We start from the raw sequence: 19,629 nt of genomic DNA on the forward strand, positions 1-19,629 counted from the left end.
CGCCCCCGATGGTCTGTTTCCATGGCGCCCGTCAGTCGCCGTCCGCCACCCCGGCCTGACGCAGCCGCGCGCGGCGGGCGCGGTAGCTGGGCAGGATCACCAGAATGGCTGCCAGCCCCAGCAGGCCGATGGTCATCGGGCGTTCCATCAGGAAGCCCAGCCCATCATAGAGCTGCATCGAGCGGGAGAAATTATCCTCCAGCATCGACCCCAGGATGAAGCCGATCAGCAAGGGCGCAAGCGGATAGTCGGCAAAGCGCAGCACCGTGGCACAGATCCCCAAACCCACAAGGATCAGCAACTCTGTCGCATTGTTCTGCCCGATATAGGCCCCCATCAGCGTAAAGAAGAAGATGAAGGGGATCAGGTAGTTGCGCGGGACCGCCAGCACCTTGGCAATATAGGGGATCAGCGGCAGATTGAGGATCAGCAGGACCAGATTGCCGACATACATCGAGATGATCACGGCCCAGAAGATCTCCGGCTCATCCACCATCAGGCGCGGACCGGGCGAAACATTGAGCGCAATCAGCGCCCCCAGAAGGATCGCAGTGGTGCCGGAGCCAGGAATGCCCAGCGTCAGCAGTGGCACAAAGGAGCCGGTGCAGGCCGCGTTATTGGCGCTTTCGGGCGCGGCGAGGCCTTTGATCGAGCCTTTGCCGAACTCTTTCTGTTCGTCCTTAGGCGCGATATTGCGCTCCACCGCGTAGCCCAGGAAGGAAGCGATGGTGGCTCCGGCCCCCGGCAGGACGCCGATCAGAAAGCCCTGGATCGACTGACGGCCAATCACCGGCGCGATGGACTTGGCCTCCGCTCTGGTGATGCGCAGATCCTTGATCTCGCTGCTGCCGCCTTCGCTGGCAGAGCGGCTGGGATCAAGCACCAGATAAAGCGCCTCCGGCAGGGCGAACATCGCCATCGCCAGCGTGATGAAACCGAAGCCCGACTGAAGATCCATGATGCCCATGGTAAAGCGGGGCATGTTGAACAGCGCGCCCTCGCCCACAGTGGCCATGATCAGGCCAAGCACGGTCATCAGCAGCGCCTTCACCACCTGGCCGGTCCCCGCAAAGGCGGCGATGGCCGACAGCCCCACCACCATCAAGGCGAAGTATTCGGCGGAGTGGAACAGCAGCGCGACGCTGGCCAGTGCAGGCGCGAAAATCATCAGCAGGACGGCACCAATGGTGCCGCCGCAGAAGGAGGAGATCGCGGCGACGGTCAGCGCCTTGCCGGCCTTGCCCTGCCGCGCCAGCGGGTAGCCATCGAAGGACGTTGCCACTGTCGAGGCCACGCCCGGCGCGTTGATCAGGATTGACGAGGTGGAGCCGCCAAAGATGGCGCCATAATAGACCCCGGCCAGCAGGATCAGCGCCGCCGAAGGATCGCCGATGGAAATCGCCACCGGGATCATGATGGAAATGATGCTCATCGGGCCGAGACCCGGCAACATGCCGATGAAGGTGCCGATGAGGCAGCCACCGATGACCATCAGCAGGTTGCTGAGGGAAAAGGCGGTGCCGAGGCCGATCAGAATACCGTCCAGCATATCAGACTCCATTGCCAAGGAAGAGCGGCAGCGGGCGCAGGTAGATGCCCAGCACCCCCTGCACGAGATACCAGACCACACCTGCCGCAACGACGGCGATGGGGATCAGGATATGCAGCTTGCGTTCGCCCAGGATCATGGCGCTGATCACCAGAAAGCCGACGGTTGCGATCAGGAACCCAACCGGGCGCAGCGCCAGTGCGTAGATCGCCATCATCGCCAGCAGTGCAACGGCCTGCCCCAGCTTGTAATCCAGCAGGCGGCGGTAATCGATGTCACCCGTCTTTGGGCCTGCATCGGATTTCTGCGGCGACAGCAGGATAATCAAAGCACAGATCACCGCCAGAACCGACAACCCCTTGGGGAAGGTGCTAGGCCAGATGGCATTGAATTTCATGAACGGCGGCAGCCCTTCGTCCATGGTGAAAAAGGCCGTGTAGCCATAGGCGAGGCTGATCATGAGGATGACCAGCGCGATCCATCGGTCGAGCGCCATGAGGCTCTCCCCCCCTTTGGTGAGATATGTTCAGAATGAAACCTGAGAGGCAGCGCGGCTCCTCCCGAAGATCTGCGCCGCCGGTTTCTGTCGTCAGAGGCGGGCGCCCGACACCTCTCGGACCGGACGCCTGTCTGCTCTGCCAGACTTAGAGGAAGCCGAGTTCCTGCATCAGGCTCTTGATGACTTCTTCCTGACCTTCCAGGAAGCTGACGAAATCATCGCCGCTGTTGTGGATGTTGACCCACCCGTTGCGGGCGCGGACCTCTTCCCATTCGGGGGTGTCATACATCTTGGCCAGGGCCGCGCGATAGGCGTCGACCTTTTCCTGCGGAAGGCCGGGGGCGCCAAAGAAACCGCGCCAGTTGACGAAGGTTGCGTCGATCCCCTGTTCTTTCATCGTGGGGGCGTCTGCATAGGCCGGCACGCGGTCCTCGGCGGTGACGCCGATGATTTTCACCTCGCCTGCGTTGGCCAGATCAATCGCCTCGGAGAAACCGGTGGAGAGTGCTGCGATTTCACCGGACAGCAGCGCCGCCATGGCAACCCCGCCTGCATCATAGGGGATGTATTTCACCGCCGTCGGCTCTTCGCCTGCGGCCTTCATCACCATTGCGGCAACCAGATGGTCCATGCCACCGGGTACCGAGCCGCCGCCGATGGCGGTCTTGCGCGGATCGGCCTGATAGGCGGCGATCAGATCGGACATGGAGTTGATCGGGCTGTCCTTGCCCACCACGATAGCCGCGTAATCGCCAATGGTGCCTGCGACCATGGTGAGGTCACGGAAGTTATGCGGGAAGACACCAGTCAGCGAGCGGATCACAATCGGGGTGGAGTTCACCATCAGGGTGCCGTGGTTGCTCTCGGCGTTTTCGATCAGATAGCCGATCGCCTTGCCACCGCCGCCGCCGGACATGTTCTCGTAGGAGGCATTGCCCACAAGCCCCGCCTTGGTCAGCGCCTCACCGGTGCCGCGCGCGGTGCCGTCCCAGCCGCCGCCTGCGCCGCCGGGGATCAGAAAGTGGATGCTGTCCACCATTTCATCCGCAGAAACGGGCGCCGCAAAGGCCAGTGTCGCGGCGGTCACCGCCATCAGGGCGCGCCGGGTCAAAGTCGTTTTCATCTGTTTGTCCTCCCATTTGACAAATGGCGGCTTGGCCGCTCATGACTGGAAGGGAACACGTTAAGCTGACACAAACCTGTCACACCCGATGCAGCCGCCACCTGCCCGGCCACCTGGATGAATGGACTCCCATGCGCTTCTTGCTGGTTGAAGACAATCTGAGCCTTGCGGCCGCCGTCGAGGACCGGCTGCGGATGGATGGCCATGTGGTGGATCACGCCCCGGATCTGGCGGTGGCGGATGACTATGCGGCGACCGCGGATTACGATTTGATTTTACTGGATATTATGTTGCCAGACGGAGATGGCCGCAGCTTCTTGAAATCCCATCGCAACCGTCAGGGCACAACGCCGGTGATTGTGCTGACGGCACGGTCCGAGGTGTCGGACAGGGTTGGTGTGCTGGATCTGGGGGCGGATGACTACATCACCAAACCCTTTGATTTTTCCGAGCTGGAGGCGCGCTGCCGGGCGGTGCTGCGGCGCCATGGTGGCGGCAGTTCCAACCAGAAACGATTCGGTGCGCTGATCTTTGATCCGCTTGCGGGAACCCTGACGGTGGGCGGCAGAACCGTATCGCTGCGCAACAAGGAGCTGCGGCTGCTGGAGATTTTCATCAACGCGCCGGACCGCATCTTTTCCAAGTCGAAACTGGTGGACCGGTTGTTCTCCTATGAGGAGGACGTTTCGGAAAATGCGATCGAGGTCTATGTGGCGCGGCTGCGCAAGCATCTGGCAGGATCTGAGGTGGAGATCACCACGGTGCGCGGCCTTGGCTACCGGATGTCGCTTGCATGAGCGAGGCCATCCGCACCAGTGGGTCGATCCGGCGGCGTCTGACGCTGCAACTGGTGGGGAGTGCGGCCTTTCTGGCGTCGCTCTTGTTCTTTATCGTGCTGGTCTTCACCCGCGATGTGTCGCAGCAGACCCATGACAGCATTCTACAGGCCTCGGCCACCTCGATCATGGATTCCGTTTCGGTCCGCTCGGGCGATGTGACAGTGGATATCCCCTATGCGGCGCTGTCGATGCTGGGCAACGTCAGCAATGACCGGGTATTTTATCGCGTCGCGCAGGATCAGCTGGTGCTGACCGGTTACGACGACCTGCCCCGACCCGACCCGTTGCCGCGACAGGGGGCGCCCCGGTTTCAAACGCTGAGCTACAAGGGCGACAGCATTCGGATGGTGACGCTGGCGCGGCGGGTTTCGCTGGGCGGGCAGGCATCCGACCTGATTATTTCGGTGGCGCAGACCCGCGAGGGGCAATCGGCGCAGCTGGCGCAGCTGACACGCCGCGCCTTGCAGCTGGGGGTCGGTTTCTTTGTCATTGCCGCAGTCCTCGCGATCTGGGCGGCGCAATCCAGTGTGCGGCCGCTGGCCGAACTTGCCGGGGCGGTGTCGCGGCGCGGGCCCAAGGATCTGCGCCCGGTGCGCAGGCCCGTGCCCTCGGAGATGATCCCGCTGGTGTCCTCGCTCAACCGGTTTATCGACCGACTGCGGATTTCGCTGTCTCGGTCGGAGGATTTCATCGCCGAGGCCGCGCACCGGGTGCGCACACCGCTGGCCACTGTGCGCACGCAGGCGGAGATCACGCTGCGCCGGGTTGAGCGGGACGAAAACCGCGCCTCGCTGCGCGAGATGATCCGCGCAATTGACGAAAGCTCGCGCGCGGCGGGTCAGCTGCTGGATCATGCGATGGTGACTTTTCGTACTGACAGCCTCTTGCGCGAAGAGGTGGATCTGGGGGCGCTCTGCCGGGAGCTTCTGAACCGGCTTCGTCCGATTGCCGAGCTGAAGGACATCGCGCTGCATTGCGACCTGCCGCAGACACCGGCCCTGTCGGGTGATCCGATCCTGATCCAGAACGCGGTGCGCAACCTCTTGGACAATGCAATCAAATATGCGCCGGGCGAAAGCGATGTGCAGGTGATCCTGCGCCGGGAGGGACAGGCGCTGCGGCTGAGCATCATCGATGAGGCCGGTGGGTTTCCGGATGGCGACACCGACGCGCTGACCGCGCGGTTTGCCCGTGGCACAAACGCCGAAGGCACCATCGGCTCCGGTCTTGGCCTTACCATCGCGCGCGAGGTGGTTGAGGCCCATGGCGGACGGCTGAGCATTGCCCCCAGCGACGCCACCACCGGCCCGCCAGCGGCGGCCCCAAGACGGGAGGGATCATGCGTATCCTTGTATTTTCCGCTATCGTGAGCCGCCCGGTGCGGGGTCTGTGTCTGGCGCTAATGGCGCTTGTTCAGCTGGGGATCGCAGCGCAGGCGTTTGAGATCGAAGATCGCCGTCGCTTTGGGCCTGCCGCAGCCGAGGCGGCACCGGATCTGCTGCGGGTTCTGTCAACCACAGACACCGATCTGCTGGCGCCGCTTGTCGATAGCTTCCTACGGACGCGACCGACCGTGGTGGTGGACTATGTCGCTGTCAGCAGTGCCGAGCTGATGCGGGCGGTCGTGGAGGAGAACGCGCCGTTTGATCTGGCCGTTTCCTCGGCGCTGGATTTGCAGACCAAACTGGCCAATGACGGCTATACGCTGGCGCACCGCTCCACCACGACGGCGCAGCTGCCGGTCTGGGGCAACTGGCGCGATCATGTCTTTGCCTTCTCGCAGGAGCCTGCGTCGATTGTGCTGTCGCCGGCGGCCTTTGAGGGGCTGGAGATGCCGCGCAGCCGGCAGGCGCTGATGTCGCTCTTACGGCGATACCCCAACCGGTTCCGGGGCCGCATCGGCACCTATGATGTCGAGACCAGCGGCCTTGGCTATCTGTTTGCGACGCAGGATCTGCGCACCTCAGAGAGTTTCTGGCGGATGATGGAGATTTTCGGCAGTCTTGACCTGCGGCTCTATTGCTGTTCCGGCGAGATGATCGAGGCGGTCGCGCGGGGAGATCTGGCGATTGCCTATAACGTGCTGGGCAGCTACGCCCGCGCGCGGGATGATCTGGCGGATCGGATCGAGATCGTGGATCCGCAGGATTACACCAACATGATGCTGCGCACCGCCGTGGTGCTGAAGGGGGCAGAGCGGCCGGATCTGGCCGGCGCCTTTATCGACCATCTGCTGCGCGCGGCCTGGGGAAGCAGCCGCGATCCGGCCTATCCGTTCCCAAGGTATCCAACCGGGGCCGCCAGCCCCGAGGCGGCGCTGCGCCCGATCCAGATGGGACCGGGGCTGCTGGTGTTTCTGGACCGGCTGAAACGGGCGCGTTTTATCGAAGAATGGCGCAGCACCGTGTTGCAGAAATAAGCCCGCCTGCCGCCCGCACCGCTCAACGATAGAGCAGCGACTGGCTGTTGTGGAACAGATGCAGCTTGGCCGGGTCGGCGTAGAGCCGCACAGAGGAGCCGCGCAACCCCTTGTGAATGCCGGGGAGTTTCGCAATCAGGGGATCCTTGCCCTCGCCTGCGGCGATGTAGAGCACCGTCACCTCACCCAGAGCCTCCACAATATCGACGCGGCTGTCGATCAGCGCGCCACCTGTGCCGGTTTCGACCAGATCCTCGGGCCGGACGCCGACATTCACCGCGAGCCCCTGATCGGCGTCGGTCGTGGGGATATCGGCGATGACCTCTTCCCCACTGTTGAGCCGCACGGTGGTGCGTGGGCCAGTGGCGATCACAGTGCCGGGAATGAGGTTCATTGCGGGCGAGCCGATGAACTGGGCCACAAATTCATTCTCCGGGCGCTGGTACAGCTCCAGTGGCGTGCCGACCTGTGCGATGCCTTTGTCGGCGAGCACCACAATACGGCTGGCCAGCGTCATCGCCTCCACCTGATCATGGGTCACATAGATCATGGTGCTGTCCGGCATCGCCTCTTTCAGCTGGGCGATTTCGATCCTTGTGGCGACCCGCAGGGCCGCGTCCAGATTTGAGAGTGGCTCGTCAAAGAGATAGACCTTCGGATCACGCACGATGGAGCGACCGATGGCGACCCGCTGGCGCTGCCCGCCCGACAGCGCCTTGGGCAGGCGGTCGAGATAAGGCTCCAGCTGCAGGATCTTGGCGGCGCGGTCGATGGCGGCGTCGATCTCAGGCTTGCTTTTCTTGGCGATTTTCAGCGCAAAGGCCATGTTGTCGCGAACGGTCATATGCGGATAGAGCGCATAGGACTGGAACACCATCGCGATGCCCCGCTGGGCGGGCGGGATATCATTCATCACCGCATCGTCGATTTCCAGCGTGCCGCCGCTGATCCGCTCCAGCCCCGCGATCATCCGCAGCAGGGTGGATTTGCCGCAGCCGGAGGGGCCGACAAAGACGATCAGCTCCCCCTGTTTGATATCGAGATTGATATCTCTCAGGACCTCGACGCCGCCCCCGTAGGTCTTGGCGACATTGGTCAATTTCAGGTTTGCCATCTACTGGTCCCTCCCCTGCTCGTCGTTTCTGTCAGACCCGCACCGCAAGGCAGGCCTGCCACGGTGCCAGCGCGACACGGGCGCCGCTTTGCGGCAGGTCGGCCAGGGCGATGTCGGTGTCGGGCCTGCGCCATGTGCCCTCCGGCAGGGTGATCTCTGCCGGGGTGTCCCCCAGATTGAAAGCGCAGAAGATCACCTCGTCGCGGTCCTGACGGGTGAAGAAGGCGACATTGCCCTCTGCCCGCAGCTGGTCATGAGTGCCCACCGCGAGCGCCGGATGCGCCTTGCGCAGGGCGATGGCGCGGCGGTAGTGGTGCAGCATGGCCTGCGGGTCGGCTTCCTGACTGGCGACGCTCAGGCTGAGATGCTCGGGCGAGACGGGCAGCCATGGCTTGCCTTCGCTGAAGCCGCCTGCGCTGTTTGACGGTTCCCAGACCATTGGCGTACGGCAGCCGTCGCGGCCCTTGAATTCGGGCCAGAACTCAATGCCATAGGGGTCCTGCAGATCTTCAAAGGCGATGTCTGCCTCTGGCAGGCCCAGCTCCTCGCCCTGATAGATGCAGGTGGTGCCGCGCAGGCACATCATCATGGTGGTGAACAGGCGCTGCGCCTCCGGGCTGAGATCCCAGCGGCTGCTGTGGCGGATCACATCGTGGTTGGAAAACGCCCAGCAGGCCCAGCCGCTGGCGGCAACGCGGTCCACCTCGGCAAAGACTTCGGCCAGCCGGGAGGCCGTCAGCACATCCTTGGCCAGGAGTTCAAAGGCGTAGCACATGTGAACGCCGCTGTTGCCTGCCGTGTAACTGCCCATGATCTCAAGACCGCGCTGCGCGTCGCCCACCTCGCCCACGGCCGCCTTGGCCGGGTATTCATCCAGAAGCGCGCGGAACCGGCCAAGGAAGGCCAGGTTTTCCGGCTGGTTCTTGGAGTAGAGATGTTCCTGGTGATTATAGGGGTTCACCGAGGGCGCGATGGTGGCATTGCGCTGCTCTGGCGGCAGGGCCGGGTTCGACCGCAGCTCAGCGTCGTGGAAATAAAAGTTGATGGTATCCAGACGGAAGCCATCAACGCCGCGCTCCAGCCAGAAGCGGGTCACATCCAACAGCGCGTCCTGCACGGCGGGGCAGTGAAAATTCAGATCCGGTTGCGAGACAAGGAAGTTGTGCAGGTAATATTGTTCCCGCCGGGGATCCCATTGCCAGGCAGAACCGCCAAAGATCGACAGCCAGTTGTTCGGCGGTGTGCCATCGGGCTGCGGGTCGGCCCAGACGTACCAGTCAGCGCGGGCATTGTCGCGGCTCTGGCGGCTTTCGCCGAACCACGGGTGCTGGTCAGAGGTATGCGACAGCACAAGATCAATCATCACCCGCAGGCCCAGGCCGTGCGCCGTTGCGACCAGCTGGTCAAAGTCGGACAGGCTGCCGAACATCGGATCAACGTCGCAGTAGTCGGAGACGTCATAGCCGAAATCCTTCATCGGGGATGTGAAGAACGGCGAGATCCAGATCGCATCCACCCCAAGCGAAGCAATATGCGGCAGGCGCTGGGTGATGCCTCTGAGGTCACCGATGCCATCGCCGTTGCTGTCCTGATAGCTGCGCGGGTAAATCTGATAGATCACTGCACCGCGCCACCAATCGGGGTCAGCGGCGAGAACCTGTGCCGGGTCGAGTTGAGCTTGAGCGTTCATATCAGCTGTTTCCATAGTCTGTAGAGTAAGAGGCAGGACCGGTGTGATCCGGCCTGCGGATCACGTCACTTGACCGAGCCTGCAAGGAGGCCACGGACGAGGTATTTCTGCATGGCAAAGAAGACACCGAGCGGCACCGCAATCGAGACGAAGGCGGAGGTTGCGAGGATCTCCCAATTGCCGCCACGGGTGCCCAGCAGCTCAACGATCTGCTTGGTCATCACGGTGGTTTCCCCGGTGGCGTCGATCAGGAACACCATGGCCACCAGAAGGTCGTTCCAGGTCCACAGGAACTGGAAGATTGCAAATGAGGCCAGCGCCGGAAAGGACAGCGGCAGGATGATGCGGGTGAAGATCATGAAATCGGTCGCGCCATCGACACGGGCATTTTCGATGATATCGCGTGGAATGCCGACCATGTAGTTGCGCAAAAGGTAGATCGCGAGCGGCAGGCCAAAGCCGGTGTGGGCCATCCAGACGCCGATGTAGCCTTTGCCGATGCCGATCTCATTGTGGAATTTCAGCAGCGGGATCAGCGCCAGTTGCAATGGCACCACCAGCAGGCCAACGATGGCCGCCACCAGCAGGGCGCGGCCCGGAAATTCCATCCACGCCAGCGCATAGGCCGCGAAGGCGGCAACAAGGATCGGGATGATGGTTGCCGGAATGGTGACGGTTAGCGTGTTGAAAAATGCCTTGGCCATATTGTCGGTTGAATTGCCAGAGATGAGCACTGTTTCATAGTTTTCCAGCGTGAATTCCGGCGGCACGGTTGCGGTGACAAACACCCGGGGGCCGCGTTTGCCGCTGATTTCCTCGGTGCTTTCGAACCGGTAGGCGCCATCTGCCGCAACCGACAGGGTGCCGCCACGGCGCAGCTCGGCCGTTTCACCGGGCTGATAGGCGGCAGGCTCGCGCGCCGAGGTGCCCCAGGCGGAAATCTCGCTGCTGGTGTCTTCGGCAAAGAGGCGGCCCTCAATCACAAAGAGATCTCCCTGTCGCAGCTGTTCGCTGGGCGGGTCAATGCGCAGGGTCAGGTTCTGTTCACTGGGGAACATCGCGCGCCACCAGCCGCTGGTCGCGATCTGATCGGCGGTGCGGAAGGAGGACACCAAGAGGCCAAGCGTCGGGAACAGCCACAGCCCTACGAGCAGCACCACAGAAAGGCGTAAGGCCCAGGTCAGCGCAGGTTTTTGTCCGGCAATCATTGTCATGGCGGTCTCTCCTCAGCGCATTTCGCGGCGGGCGTTGTAGACGTTCCAGACCAGGATCGGCAGGACCAGAAGCATGATGACCATGGCGCTGGCGGAGCCGACGCCCCAGTCATTGGCGCGGAACAGTTTGTCGTACATGTAATTGGCCAGAACCTGCGTCTCCCACTGGCCGTTGGTCATGGCAAAGACGATGTCAAAGACCTTGAGCACAACGATGGTGATGGTGGTCCAGACCACGACGATGGTGTCCATGATCTGCGGCACCTTGATCTTGAAGAAGATCTGAAACGGTCCGGCCCCATCCACGATGGCGGCTTCAACGGTTTCTTCGGGGATCCCGCGCAGGGCGGCGGAGAGGATCACCATGGCAAAACCGGTCTGGATCCAGATCAGCACCATCATCAGGAAGAAGTTGTTCCAGAACGGGATGGTCAGCCACTGCATCGGCCCGTCGCCGCCGAAATAGATGTAGAGCGCGTTCAGAACGCCGATCTGCTCGGTGCCCTCGGGGCGGGCGTCATAGACCAGTTTCCAGATCACCGCAGCCCCGACAAAGGAGATCGCCATCGGCATGAAGATCAGCGACTTCGCGATATTGCCCCAGGCCAACCGGTCCGTCAGCTGTGCGGCCAGCAGGCCGAAGGCGGTCGAGGCGGCAGGCACCACGAGAAGCCACAGGAAATTGTTCTTGAGCGCTTCCCAGAATTTCGCCTCGGCCAGCATCTGCTGGTAGTTGGCAAGGCCGACGAATTCAGATCCGCCACCGGGCAGGCGTTCGCTGACAGAAAGGCGCAGCGTCTCGACCACCGGATAGGCCAGATAAAGCCCCAGCGCCAGCAAGGCGGGCAACAGGAACAGCCAAGGTCGGATCATATTGGCGCGGCGGATATTGCGGGCGATATGCGCACCGCGTGCCGGAAAGATCACCCGGTCCAGCACCAGATTGGAGAAGTAGAAATAGCCGACACACCCTCCGACGCCAAAGGCGATTGTGAGCAGGCCCTGAATGGCTGGGTGCATGGGAAACTCCCTTCGCGGTGGGGTGGAGTGGGCAGATCAGCCCCCGGCAGCAACGCAGGCGGGCAGATCGGCGCGGATCTTCGTTGGGAAAACTGCAAATGGTGCGGGCCGACCGGGTAGAGGCAGCCCGCACCTGTGACTTATTTCAAAGCATCCCAGGAGGACTGGATCTCGGCCGCGACCTCTTCTGCCGGGGTGCCGCCAGCGTAGCCGACCATGCCTGTCCAGAAGGAACCCGCGCCGACCGCGCCGGGCATCAGATCCGATGCGTCAAAGCGGAAGGTGTCTGCGGACAACAGGATATCGCCCATCTTTTTCAGCGTATCAGTGGCATAAAGGTCGGTGTTGACGCCCTTGTGCGGGGTCAGGAAGCCCTGTTGCGCCATCCAGACCTCATGTCCGATAGGGGATTTCAGGAATTCCATCAAGGCGCGCGCGCCCTTGCTGTCGTTGGTGATCGACCACAGGGTGCCTGCCCCCAGAACCGGGCTGCCCAGATCCTTTTCCTCATAGGCCGGGAAGTAGAAGAAATCCGCATCCAGCCCCACCTCGGTGCCTTCGGGGAAGAAGGCCGGGATGAAGGACGCCTGACGGTGCATCAGACATTGCGGCGGGCTGGCGAAAAGGCCCTTGGGGCTGTCGCGGAAATCTGTGGAGGCCACCGCCCCTGCCCCGCCCGATACATAGGCGTCATTGCGGGCGAAATGCCCAAATTCCTCAATCGCACCGATGACGCGGGGATCGGTGAAGGGGATTTCGTTGCTGACCCACTGGTCATAGACGGACGGGTCCTGGGTGCGCAGCATCATATCCTCGACCCAGTCGGTGGCAGGCCAGCCCGTGGCGCCACCGGACCCCAGACCAATGCACCAGGGCGTATTGCCATCCTCGACCATCTGATCGGTCAGCGCCTTCAGCTCTTCCATCGACTGCGGCACGTCGTAGCCGAAATCCTCAAAGGTCTCAGGCACGTACCAGACAAGGGATTTCACATCGACCTTGTAGAACAGGCCAAAGAGATCCTCGTTGCCATCCGGCCCCTTGAAGGTGCTGAGATCGACCCAGGAGTCGCCAGCGGCGTAGTTTTCACGCACCCAGTCGGCGGTCTCGCTGCCCAGAGGCGAGATAAAGCCGCGTCGCGCCATGTCCGCCACCAGTCCCGGCTGCGGGAAGACGGCGATGTTGGGCGCGGAGCCGGCCTCGGCGTCCACGACGATCTGCTGTTCGAAACTGTCGGAGCCGGTGTAACGCACATCGGCGCCGGTAGCCTCGGCAAAATAGGCCAGCACTTTCTCGACCAGTGCCTGATCGGGGCCAAGCCAGGGTCCGAAGACGGTGACCTGTTCACCGGCAAGATCGGTCGCCTTTAGCGCCTCGAAGCTGTCCCAGTTGAACTCTCCCTCACCGACCGGAAAGGTCAGCGCCCCGTCGGCCTGCGCAAGTCCGGCTGTCAATGCCAACACGCCCGCAGCGGCAGTAAGCCTGCGTTTCATGATATTTCCTCCCGATAATCACAACGCCCTGCCAGATCCTGTTTGATCCGGTTGTCCAAAGCGCTTTGGATTTCGCTACACTTCTAGATTCGCGCGGCGCTGTCAACAAATTACCAAGAAACACCTCTTACCTCTTAATTCAAACGGCCCTTGCCAGCCTCACCTCACCCCTGCCATAACTACCTGAGCATGAGCACTGCGTTGCGATATGCGCCCGAAATATCAAAGCGCTTTGGAGACTTTCCGTATGAATCTGAAGGAACTGGCCGCCCATCTGAACCTGTCACAGACAACGGTCAGCCGTGCGTTGAATGGGTTTCCCGAAGTAAGCGAAGCCACCCGCAGGCGGGTTGCGGCGGCGGCGGAGCAGCACAACTACCGCCCCAACACCCGCGCCAAGGCGCTAGCAACCGGGCGGGCAATGGCCATCGGCCATGTGATTCCGCTGTCATCGCAGCATGAGATGGTGAACCCGATCTTTGGCGATTTCATCGCCGGAGCGGGCGAGAGCTACGCCAAGGCCGGCTATGACATGGTGCTGTCGCTGGTCGAGGACAGCAAACAGGAAAAGGCCTATCGCGAGATGGCGGCGAAGCGGAACGTCGATGGCATCGTGCTGCATGCGCCGCGCATGTCGGACCCGCGGATTGCACTGTTGCGCGATATTGGCCTGCCTTTTGCGGTGCATGGCCGGGCCTCCGATCTGGAGGGGCCGTACAGCTGGCTGGATGTGAACAACAAAAGCGCCTTTGAACGGGCGACACAATTCCTGCTCGATCTCGGGCATCGGCGGATCTGTCTGGTCAATGGCCTGGAGAGCATGGATTTCGCATGGCGCCGTCGCGCCGGCTACGAATGCGCGCTGACCGCAGCGGGCATCCCCCTGGATCCCGCGCTGATGTTTGCCGAGGAAATGACCGAGAGCTACGGTCACCGCACCGTCGTACACACTCAGGCCATGGCCGATCCGCCCACCGCCTATCTGGTGTCGTCGATCATCCCGGCGATGGGTGTGCGCCGCGCAATCGAGGATTCGGGGCGCCAGATGGGGCGCGATATTTCGGTGATCACCCATGACGATGATCTCTCCTATCTGCGCAATGGCGATGAGCTGCCGCAATTCACCGCGACGCTTTCTTCTGTGCAGGAGGCCGGCCGACAGCTGGCCGACCTGCTGCTGGCGCAGATCCGCGATCCGGGTGACGCTCCTTTGACACGCCTGCTGGAAGCGCAGCTGACGGTTGGCCGCTCCACCGGGCCTGCGCCGTCGCGCTAGGCTCACCGCTGCCCGCACCATCCAATCAGGAGAGCCGCCATGTTACGCAACAGCCGCCAGGACTTCCCCGAGGGTTTTCTCTTTGGCGCGGCAACCTCGGCCTATCAGATCGAAGGACACGGGTTTGGCGGCGCCGGGGCGACCCATTGGGACAGTTTCGCCGCCACCCCCGGCAATGTAGTGCGAGCCGAGCACGGCCAGCGCGCCTGCGATCATTACCACCGCTACGCTGAGGATCTGGATCTGGCGGCAGCTGCCGGGTTTGACTGCTACCGGTTCTCCACCAGCTGGGCGCGGGTTCTGCCCGAGGGGCGTGGCACACCCAACCCCGACGGGCTGGATTTCTACGACCGGCTGACGGATGCGATGCTGGAGCGGGGGCTGAAACCCTGCGTGACGCTCTACCACTGGGAATTGCCACAGGCGCTGGCCGATATGGGAGGCTGGCGCAACGCCGATATCGCCAAATGGTTTGGCGACTTTACCGCGGTCATCATGGGCCGCATTGGCGACCGGATGTATTCCGCGGCGCCGATCAATGAACCATGGTGCGTAGGCTGGCTGTCGCATTTCCTTGGCCATCATGCGCCCGGCCTGCGTGATATCCGGGCAACGGCGCGGGCGATGCACCATGTGATGGTAGCCCATGGCACCGCCATCGAAACGATGCGCGGCCTTGGCATGGAGAACCTTGGCGCCGTGTTCAATCTGGAATGGGCAGCCCCCGCCGACAACAGCGAGGCCGCCCGGCAGGCCGCTGTGCGCTATGATGCGATCTACAATGGCTTTTTCCTTGGTGGTGCCTTTCACGGGCGCTACCCGGATCTGGCGCTGGAAGGGCTGGAACCGCATCTGCCGCACGGCTGGCAGGATGATTTTGCCACCATCTCAGCCCCCGTCGACTGGTGCGGCCTCAACTACTATACCCGCAAGCTGATTGCGCCGGGCAGCGGCGCCTGGCCCCATTACGCCGAGGTCGATGGCCCGCTGCCCAAGACCCAGATGGGATGGGAGATCTATCCGCAGGGGCTCTATGATTTTCTGACCCGGACGGCCCGCGACTATACGGGAGATCTGCCGCTGATCGTGACCGAAAACGGCATGGCCAACGCGGATATGGTGACAGATGGCACCGTGCCGGACGACGCCCGGATTGCCTTTGTCGATGACCATCTGGACGCGGTGCGCCGTGCCATTGCGGATGGCGTGCCGGTGCAGGGCTATTTCCTGTGGTCGCTTCTGGACAATTACGAATGGGCGCTGGGGTATGAGAAACGGTTCGGGCTGATACATGTGGATTTCGACACGCTGACCCGCACCCCCAAGGCATCATACCGCGCGCTGCAATCGGCGTTGGCACCCCCGCCATGATGCCGGTGCTTCGATCGCGGGCTGGCGTCAGTCCGCCAGCCGCGCTGCCAGCTGGTCCAGCACGCTGAGGCATTGCCCGAGCTGGTCAATGGCGAGGTATTCATCCGCCTTATGCGCCTGCGCGATGGACCCTGGCCCGCAGACGACCACATCCATACCCAGCGCCTGAAACAAGCCCGCCTCAGTACCGAAGGGCACCAGATCCGCGCTCTTGCTGCCCAGCAGCTCCGCCATGATGTCGCGGGCCTCATTCCGCGTGGTGGGGACCAGCCCTGCCACCTCTCCCACCACCTCGGTGTCGATGCTGGCCTCGGGGTAGACCGCGCGCATGGCAGGCAGCAGAACATCATGGCAATAGCGTGCCATCGTGTCCTTCACATGGTCGGCATCGGCCTGCTGGACCGGACGCATCTCCCAATCGACCTGCGCCTTTGATGCGATGACATTATGCGCGCTGCCACCGTTGAGCGCACCGATGTTCAGCGTGGTCCAGGGCGGATCAAATCGACTGTCCGGCGGGGTACGCTGCTGCAAATCCAGGCGCAGATCGAGCAGGCGGCTGACATAGCGCACCGCGTATTCCACCGCATTGACCCCTCGTGACGGATCCGACCCGTGACCCTCAAGCCCCTGAAAACGTGTGGTGTATTCGTGGCAGCCCTTATGGCCCTCAATGATGCGCATACTTGTCGGTTCACCGATCAGGGCCAGTCGTGGCCTGATCTCGCGGTCGCGCAGCGTCTGAACCAGATGACCGGCACCGACGCAGCCTACCTCCTCGTCGTAGGTAAAGGCGAAATGCAGGGGACGCTTGCCGATCTGCCCGGCGAACTGCGGCGCCATGGCGAGGGTCGCCGCGATGAAACCTTTCATGTCGCAGGTGCCGCGTCCGTAGAGCCGCCCGTCGCGCTCCACCATCGTGAAGGGGTCACTGCTCCAGTCCTGATCGGTCACTGGCACCACATCGCTATGGCCTGACAGCACGATCCCGCCATCGGCGTCCGGGCCAAGCGTGGCAAAGAGATTTGCCTTCTGACCGCTGGCATCAAACAGCACATCAACACTGGCGCCGCAGTCCTCAAGCCGGTTGGCAAGATAGGCAATCATCTCCAGATTGCTGTCAGCCGAGACCGTTGGAAAGGCAATGAGATCCGACAGGATCCGGGTGGTCTCATCAATCACCGGCTCATCCTTTTATGAACAGTTTCCGCTCCACTGTGCAGAGCGGTTCGGCGGCGCCGGTGTCGCGGATCAGCAGGGTTTCGGTGGTCTCAAGCCCCCAGCTGTCCATCCAAAGCGCCGGCATAAAGTGGAACACCATGCCCGGTTGCAGCACGGTGGTGTCTTCGCTGCGGATCGACGCCGTTCGTTCGCCCCAGTCCGGCGGGTAGGACAGGCCAACCGGGTAGCCCATGCGGCCAGAGCGTTCGATGCCGTGTCTGGCCATCACCGCCATAAAGGCGTCGGCAATGTCGCAGGTGCGATTGCCTGCGCGCGCCGCCTCGATTCCGGCGGCGATGCCTTCGATCTGGGCAGCCTCGGTTCGCAGCATCTCCGCCGGAGGAGTGCCGAGGAAGACCGTGCGCGACAGTGGCGCATGATAGCGGCGATAGCAGCCGGAAAGTTCAAAGAACGTTGCCTCGCCCGCGCGCATCGGGGTGCCGTCCCAGGTCAGATGCGCTGCGGTGGCATCCAGCCCCGAAGGGGTCAGCGGCACGATGGCGGGATAATCCCCCCAGTCCTCGCCCACGCCGGTGATGCCCGCATGAATAATATCCGCGACCAGATCATTTTTGCGCACCCCGGGTTCGGCGCGGTCGATGGCGGTCTGGATCACCCGATCGGTGATCCGCGCCGCCTTGCGCATGAAGGTCAGCTCAGCCTCGGTTTTGATCAGCCGTTGCCAGTTGACCACTCCGGTTGCGTCCTGAAGGTCGGCCTGAGGCAGCTCTGCCGCCAGTACCGCATGTGCCTTGGCTGAATAGTAGTAATTCTCCATCTCGACACCGATGCGGGCGCCCTCAAGCCCCTGCGCGCGCAGCCGCTCGGCCAGATCCTGCATCGGATGGCGGTCGATTGATTGAACATAGTGATCGCCGTAGCCGAGAAGCCTGTCCTGAGCCATCCAGCAGGTGCGGCGGGCCCCCATCATGTCCATATGCCGCCCCCACCAGATCGGATCATCGTTATGGGTGACGATCACCCCCTGATGAACATAGAAGGACCAGCCGTCATAGCCGGTGAGCCAGGCCTGATTGGAGGGATCGGTGACAAAGAGCGCATCCAGACCGGCGGCAGCCATGGCGGCCCGGGTCTTAGCCAGCCGCTGCTCGTATTCGGATTGCTCAAACGGGGTATTTGGCTTGACCATTTTGTATTTCCCTTCCTGCCCTCAGCCCAAAACCGCAGTGACGGCCCGGTGCGTTGCCGCGACCACCTGATCTGCCTCCTGCCGGGTCAGGCAGAACGGCGGCGCAAAGCCGAGGATATCCCCCTGCGGCATCGCCCGCGCAATCACGCTGTCCTGCTCTAACAGTTTGGCCGCGATCTGCGGTCCGATCTTGTCACTGGCGTCAAAGAAACGGCGATCATCGCGCTCGGCCACGAATTCCACCGCGCAGAGCATCCCCTCGCCGCGCACGTCGCCCACATTGGGATGGTCTCCCAGCGCCTTGCGCATCTCATCATTGAGGTAGGCGCCGATGGCACCGGCGTTTTCGACAAGTCCGAGCTGGTCGATCAGATTGAGGTTGGCCACGCCAGCGGCGGCGCCGATGGGATGCGCCGAATAGGTCCAGCCATGACCAATCGGGCCGTTCTCATCTGTGCCGCGCTCCAGAACCTGCCACATCTTGTCTGACACGATAGAGCCCGACAGCGGCGCATAGGCTGAGGTCAACCCCTTGGCGATGGTGATAAGATCGGGTCGCATGCCGTAGTGATCAGAGCCGAACATCGTGCCCAACCGGCCAAAACCTGTCACCACCTCATCCGCGACCAACAGGATATCGTGGCGCTCCAGCACCGCCTGAATGGCCGGCCAGTACCCGGCAGGCGGCGGCACGATGCCCCCGGTGCCCAGCACCGGCTCACCGATAAAGGCCGCGATGGTGTCGGCCCCCTCCCGCTCGATCAGCGCCTCAAGCTCAGCTACGCAATGGGCGACAAAATCGGCCTCGCTCTGGCTGCGATCCGCACGGCGGAAGTAATATGGCGCCTCGGTATGCACCACCTGCGCCAGCGGCAGATCGAATTTGTTGTGAAACAGCTCCAACCCGGTCAGCGACCCCGTCATCAGCCCGGATCCGTGATAGCCCCGCCAGCGGGAGATGATCTTTTTCTTTTCCGGGCGGCCGAGGATGTTGTTGTAATACCAGATCAGCTTGATGTTGGTTTCATTCGCGTCGGACCCGGAAAGGCCGAAATAGACTTTCGACATGTGATCGGGCGCCCGGTCCATGATCATCTTGGCGAGGGTGATCGAGGCCTCGGTGCCATGGCCGACATAGGAGTGGTAATAGGCCAGATCGCGGGCCTGGGTGGCGATGGCCTCGGCAATCTCAGGGCGACCATAACCGACGTTGACGCAGTAAAGCCCCGCAAAGGCGTCCAGCATCCGATTGCCATCGCGATCCTCGATATGGCAGCCACTGCCGCCGATCACCACCCGCTGCGGCAGGTTTCCACGGGCAAATTCGGCAAGATGCGTCGAAGGGTGGAAAAAACTGTCGCGGTCCCATTGGTCCAGTTGATCGTTGTGCAGCATGGCTCTGTCCTTGGCTATGGCGGCGCGCCGCCTTTGGTCACATGAAGGGAGCCAGTTGCACGCGACAGGCCAGCGGGGCGGCCTGTTTTTGAGCAGAAGAAGGCTCCGCTCACCCGGACAGCAGCGCGCAATGCCTTTATTGCCAGGGTCGTGCAGCAGTTGGACCATGAGAGACCGGCCGATGGCAACAGATTTTTTTGCGCCGTGGCTAGGACCGGTGGTCGCCGGCCCCTGCCCCGATGGTCGACGCCGCAGA

16 protein-coding genes are annotated in these 19,629 nt (G+C 62.5%); 5 read left to right on the forward strand and 11 right to left on the reverse strand.

The window, feature by feature from the left end:
- Positions 1-31 precede the first annotated feature (31 nt).
- The 3 genes from VWZ87_RS09675 to VWZ87_RS09685 form a co-directional block, all read right to left on the reverse strand.
- Complete coding sequence (locus VWZ87_RS09675) at positions 32-1,549, reverse strand: tripartite tricarboxylate transporter permease (RefSeq protein WP_340544868.1); 1,518 nt, start codon at positions 1,547-1,549, stop codon at positions 32-34.
- Position 1,550: 1 nt separating this feature from the next.
- Entirely contained in the window at positions 1,551-2,045 is a 495-nt protein-coding gene (locus tag VWZ87_RS09680) for a tripartite tricarboxylate transporter TctB family protein (protein ID WP_416534756.1), read from the reverse strand.
- Between the two features lie 148 nt (positions 2,046-2,193).
- Complete coding sequence (locus tag VWZ87_RS09685; protein ID WP_260090143.1) at positions 2,194-3,171, reverse strand: Bug family tripartite tricarboxylate transporter substrate binding protein; 978 nt, start codon at positions 3,169-3,171, stop codon at positions 2,194-2,196.
- A 131-nt stretch (positions 3,172-3,302) separates the two neighbouring features.
- Here VWZ87_RS09685 and VWZ87_RS09690 point away from each other — a divergent pair, with 131 nt between their 5' ends.
- The 3 genes from VWZ87_RS09690 to VWZ87_RS09700 are packed head-to-tail and all read left to right on the forward strand — an operon-like array spanning position 3,303 to position 6,429.
- Positions 3,303-3,968, forward strand: a complete 666-nt coding sequence (locus VWZ87_RS09690) for a response regulator transcription factor (protein WP_260090142.1) — start codon at positions 3,303-3,305, stop codon at positions 3,966-3,968.
- Positions 3,965-5,380 carry a sensor histidine kinase N-terminal domain-containing protein gene (locus VWZ87_RS09695; protein WP_416534755.1) on the forward strand — a complete coding sequence of 472 codons (1,416 nt, stop codon included), beginning with the start codon at positions 3,965-3,967 and terminating at the stop codon, positions 5,378-5,380. The genes VWZ87_RS09690 and VWZ87_RS09695 overlap by 4 nt, the downstream gene beginning before the upstream one ends.
- Complete coding sequence (locus VWZ87_RS09700) at positions 5,350-6,429, forward strand: ABC transporter substrate-binding protein (protein ID WP_416534754.1); 1,080 nt, start codon at positions 5,350-5,352, stop codon at positions 6,427-6,429. The genes VWZ87_RS09695 and VWZ87_RS09700 overlap by 31 nt, the downstream gene beginning before the upstream one ends.
- 22 nt (positions 6,430-6,451) lie before the next feature.
- Here VWZ87_RS09700 and VWZ87_RS09705 read toward each other — a convergent pair whose 3' ends face one another.
- From VWZ87_RS09705 to VWZ87_RS09725, 5 genes are all read right to left on the reverse strand, one after another.
- On the reverse strand, positions 6,452-7,543 hold the full coding sequence (locus tag VWZ87_RS09705) for an ABC transporter ATP-binding protein (RefSeq protein WP_416534753.1): 1,092 nt from the start codon (positions 7,541-7,543) through the stop codon (positions 6,452-6,454).
- Positions 7,544-7,574: 31 nt separating this feature from the next.
- Positions 7,575-9,233 carry an alpha-amylase family glycosyl hydrolase gene (locus VWZ87_RS09710; protein ID WP_340544860.1) on the reverse strand — a complete coding sequence of 553 codons (1,659 nt, stop codon included), beginning with the start codon at positions 9,231-9,233 and terminating at the stop codon, positions 7,575-7,577.
- 65 nt (positions 9,234-9,298) lie between these two features.
- Positions 9,299-10,447 (reverse strand): carbohydrate ABC transporter permease, encoded by a 1,149-nt coding sequence (locus VWZ87_RS09715; protein ID WP_340544858.1) that lies wholly within the window; start codon positions 10,445-10,447, stop codon positions 9,299-9,301.
- A gap of 12 nt (positions 10,448-10,459) precedes the next feature.
- Positions 10,460-11,467 (reverse strand): carbohydrate ABC transporter permease, encoded by a 1,008-nt coding sequence (locus tag VWZ87_RS09720; RefSeq protein WP_260102984.1) that lies wholly within the window; start codon positions 11,465-11,467, stop codon positions 10,460-10,462.
- Between the two features lie 140 nt (positions 11,468-11,607).
- Entirely contained in the window at positions 11,608-12,960 is a 1,353-nt protein-coding gene (locus tag VWZ87_RS09725; protein ID WP_416534752.1) for an ABC transporter substrate-binding protein, read from the reverse strand.
- Between the two features lie 247 nt (positions 12,961-13,207).
- On the opposite strand from VWZ87_RS09725, the gene VWZ87_RS09730 reads away from it, so the two are divergent.
- Together VWZ87_RS09730 and VWZ87_RS09735 are read left to right on the forward strand one after the other, a co-directional pair.
- A complete protein-coding gene (locus VWZ87_RS09730) occupies positions 13,208-14,236 on the forward strand; it encodes a substrate-binding domain-containing protein (protein ID WP_340544854.1) in 1,029 nt (342 codons plus the stop codon).
- Positions 14,237-14,275: 39 nt separating this feature from the next.
- On the forward strand, positions 14,276-15,607 hold the full coding sequence (locus tag VWZ87_RS09735; protein ID WP_416534751.1) for a GH1 family beta-glucosidase: 1,332 nt from the start codon (positions 14,276-14,278) through the stop codon (positions 15,605-15,607).
- A gap of 27 nt (positions 15,608-15,634) precedes the next feature.
- On the opposite strand, the gene argE is transcribed toward VWZ87_RS09735, so the two are convergent.
- The 3 genes from argE to VWZ87_RS09750 are packed head-to-tail and all read right to left on the reverse strand — an operon-like array spanning position 15,635 to position 19,373.
- Complete coding sequence (gene argE, locus VWZ87_RS09740; protein WP_416534750.1) at positions 15,635-16,789, reverse strand: acetylornithine deacetylase; 1,155 nt, start codon at positions 16,787-16,789, stop codon at positions 15,635-15,637.
- Between the two features lie 4 nt (positions 16,790-16,793).
- Positions 16,794-17,978 (reverse strand): M24 family metallopeptidase, encoded by a 1,185-nt coding sequence (locus VWZ87_RS09745; protein WP_416534749.1) that lies wholly within the window; start codon positions 17,976-17,978, stop codon positions 16,794-16,796.
- 21 nt (positions 17,979-17,999) lie between these two features.
- Positions 18,000-19,373: an aspartate aminotransferase family protein gene (locus tag VWZ87_RS09750; RefSeq protein WP_416534748.1), complete on the reverse strand. Its 1,374-nt coding sequence runs from the start codon at positions 19,371-19,373 to the stop codon at positions 18,000-18,002.
- Between the last annotated feature and the right edge of the window lie 256 nt (positions 19,374-19,629).

Source organism: Phaeobacter sp. JH20_37 (assembly GCF_048056015.1).
GTDB lineage: Bacteria > Pseudomonadota > Alphaproteobacteria > Rhodobacterales > Rhodobacteraceae > Phaeobacter > Phaeobacter bryozoorum.

Bases quoted from the DNA above. Each gene is read 5' to 3' on its own strand.
- VWZ87_RS09675 (WP_340544868.1), bottom strand. From the start codon at position 1,549: ATGCTGGACGGTATTCTGATCGGCCTCGGCACCGCCTTTTCCCTCAGC.
- VWZ87_RS09680 (WP_416534756.1), bottom strand. From the start codon at position 2,045: ATGGCGCTCGACCGATGGATCGCGCTGGTCATCCTCATGATCAGCCTC.
- VWZ87_RS09685 (WP_260090143.1), bottom strand. From the start codon at position 3,171: ATGAAAACGACTTTGACCCGGCGCGCCCTGATGGCGGTGACCGCCGCG.
- VWZ87_RS09690 (WP_260090142.1), top strand. From the start codon at position 3,303: ATGCGCTTCTTGCTGGTTGAAGACAATCTGAGCCTTGCGGCCGCCGTC.
- VWZ87_RS09695 (WP_416534755.1), top strand. From the start codon at position 3,965: ATGAGCGAGGCCATCCGCACCAGTGGGTCGATCCGGCGGCGTCTGACG.
- VWZ87_RS09700 (WP_416534754.1), top strand. From the start codon at position 5,350: ATGCGTATCCTTGTATTTTCCGCTATCGTGAGCCGCCCGGTGCGGGGT.
- VWZ87_RS09705 (WP_416534753.1), bottom strand. From the start codon at position 7,543: ATGGCAAACCTGAAATTGACCAATGTCGCCAAGACCTACGGGGGCGGC.
- VWZ87_RS09710 (WP_340544860.1), bottom strand. From the start codon at position 9,233: ATGAACGCTCAAGCTCAACTCGACCCGGCACAGGTTCTCGCCGCTGAC.
- VWZ87_RS09715 (WP_340544858.1), bottom strand. From the start codon at position 10,447: ATGACAATGATTGCCGGACAAAAACCTGCGCTGACCTGGGCCTTACGC.
- VWZ87_RS09720 (WP_260102984.1), bottom strand. From the start codon at position 11,467: ATGCACCCAGCCATTCAGGGCCTGCTCACAATCGCCTTTGGCGTCGGA.
- VWZ87_RS09725 (WP_416534752.1), bottom strand. From the start codon at position 12,960: ATGAAACGCAGGCTTACTGCCGCTGCGGGCGTGTTGGCATTGACAGCC.
- VWZ87_RS09730 (WP_340544854.1), top strand. From the start codon at position 13,208: ATGAATCTGAAGGAACTGGCCGCCCATCTGAACCTGTCACAGACAACG.
- VWZ87_RS09735 (WP_416534751.1), top strand. From the start codon at position 14,276: ATGTTACGCAACAGCCGCCAGGACTTCCCCGAGGGTTTTCTCTTTGGC.
- VWZ87_RS09745 (WP_416534749.1), bottom strand. From the start codon at position 17,978: ATGGTCAAGCCAAATACCCCGTTTGAGCAATCCGAATACGAGCAGCGG.
- VWZ87_RS09750 (WP_416534748.1), bottom strand. From the start codon at position 19,373: ATGCTGCACAACGATCAACTGGACCAATGGGACCGCGACAGTTTTTTC.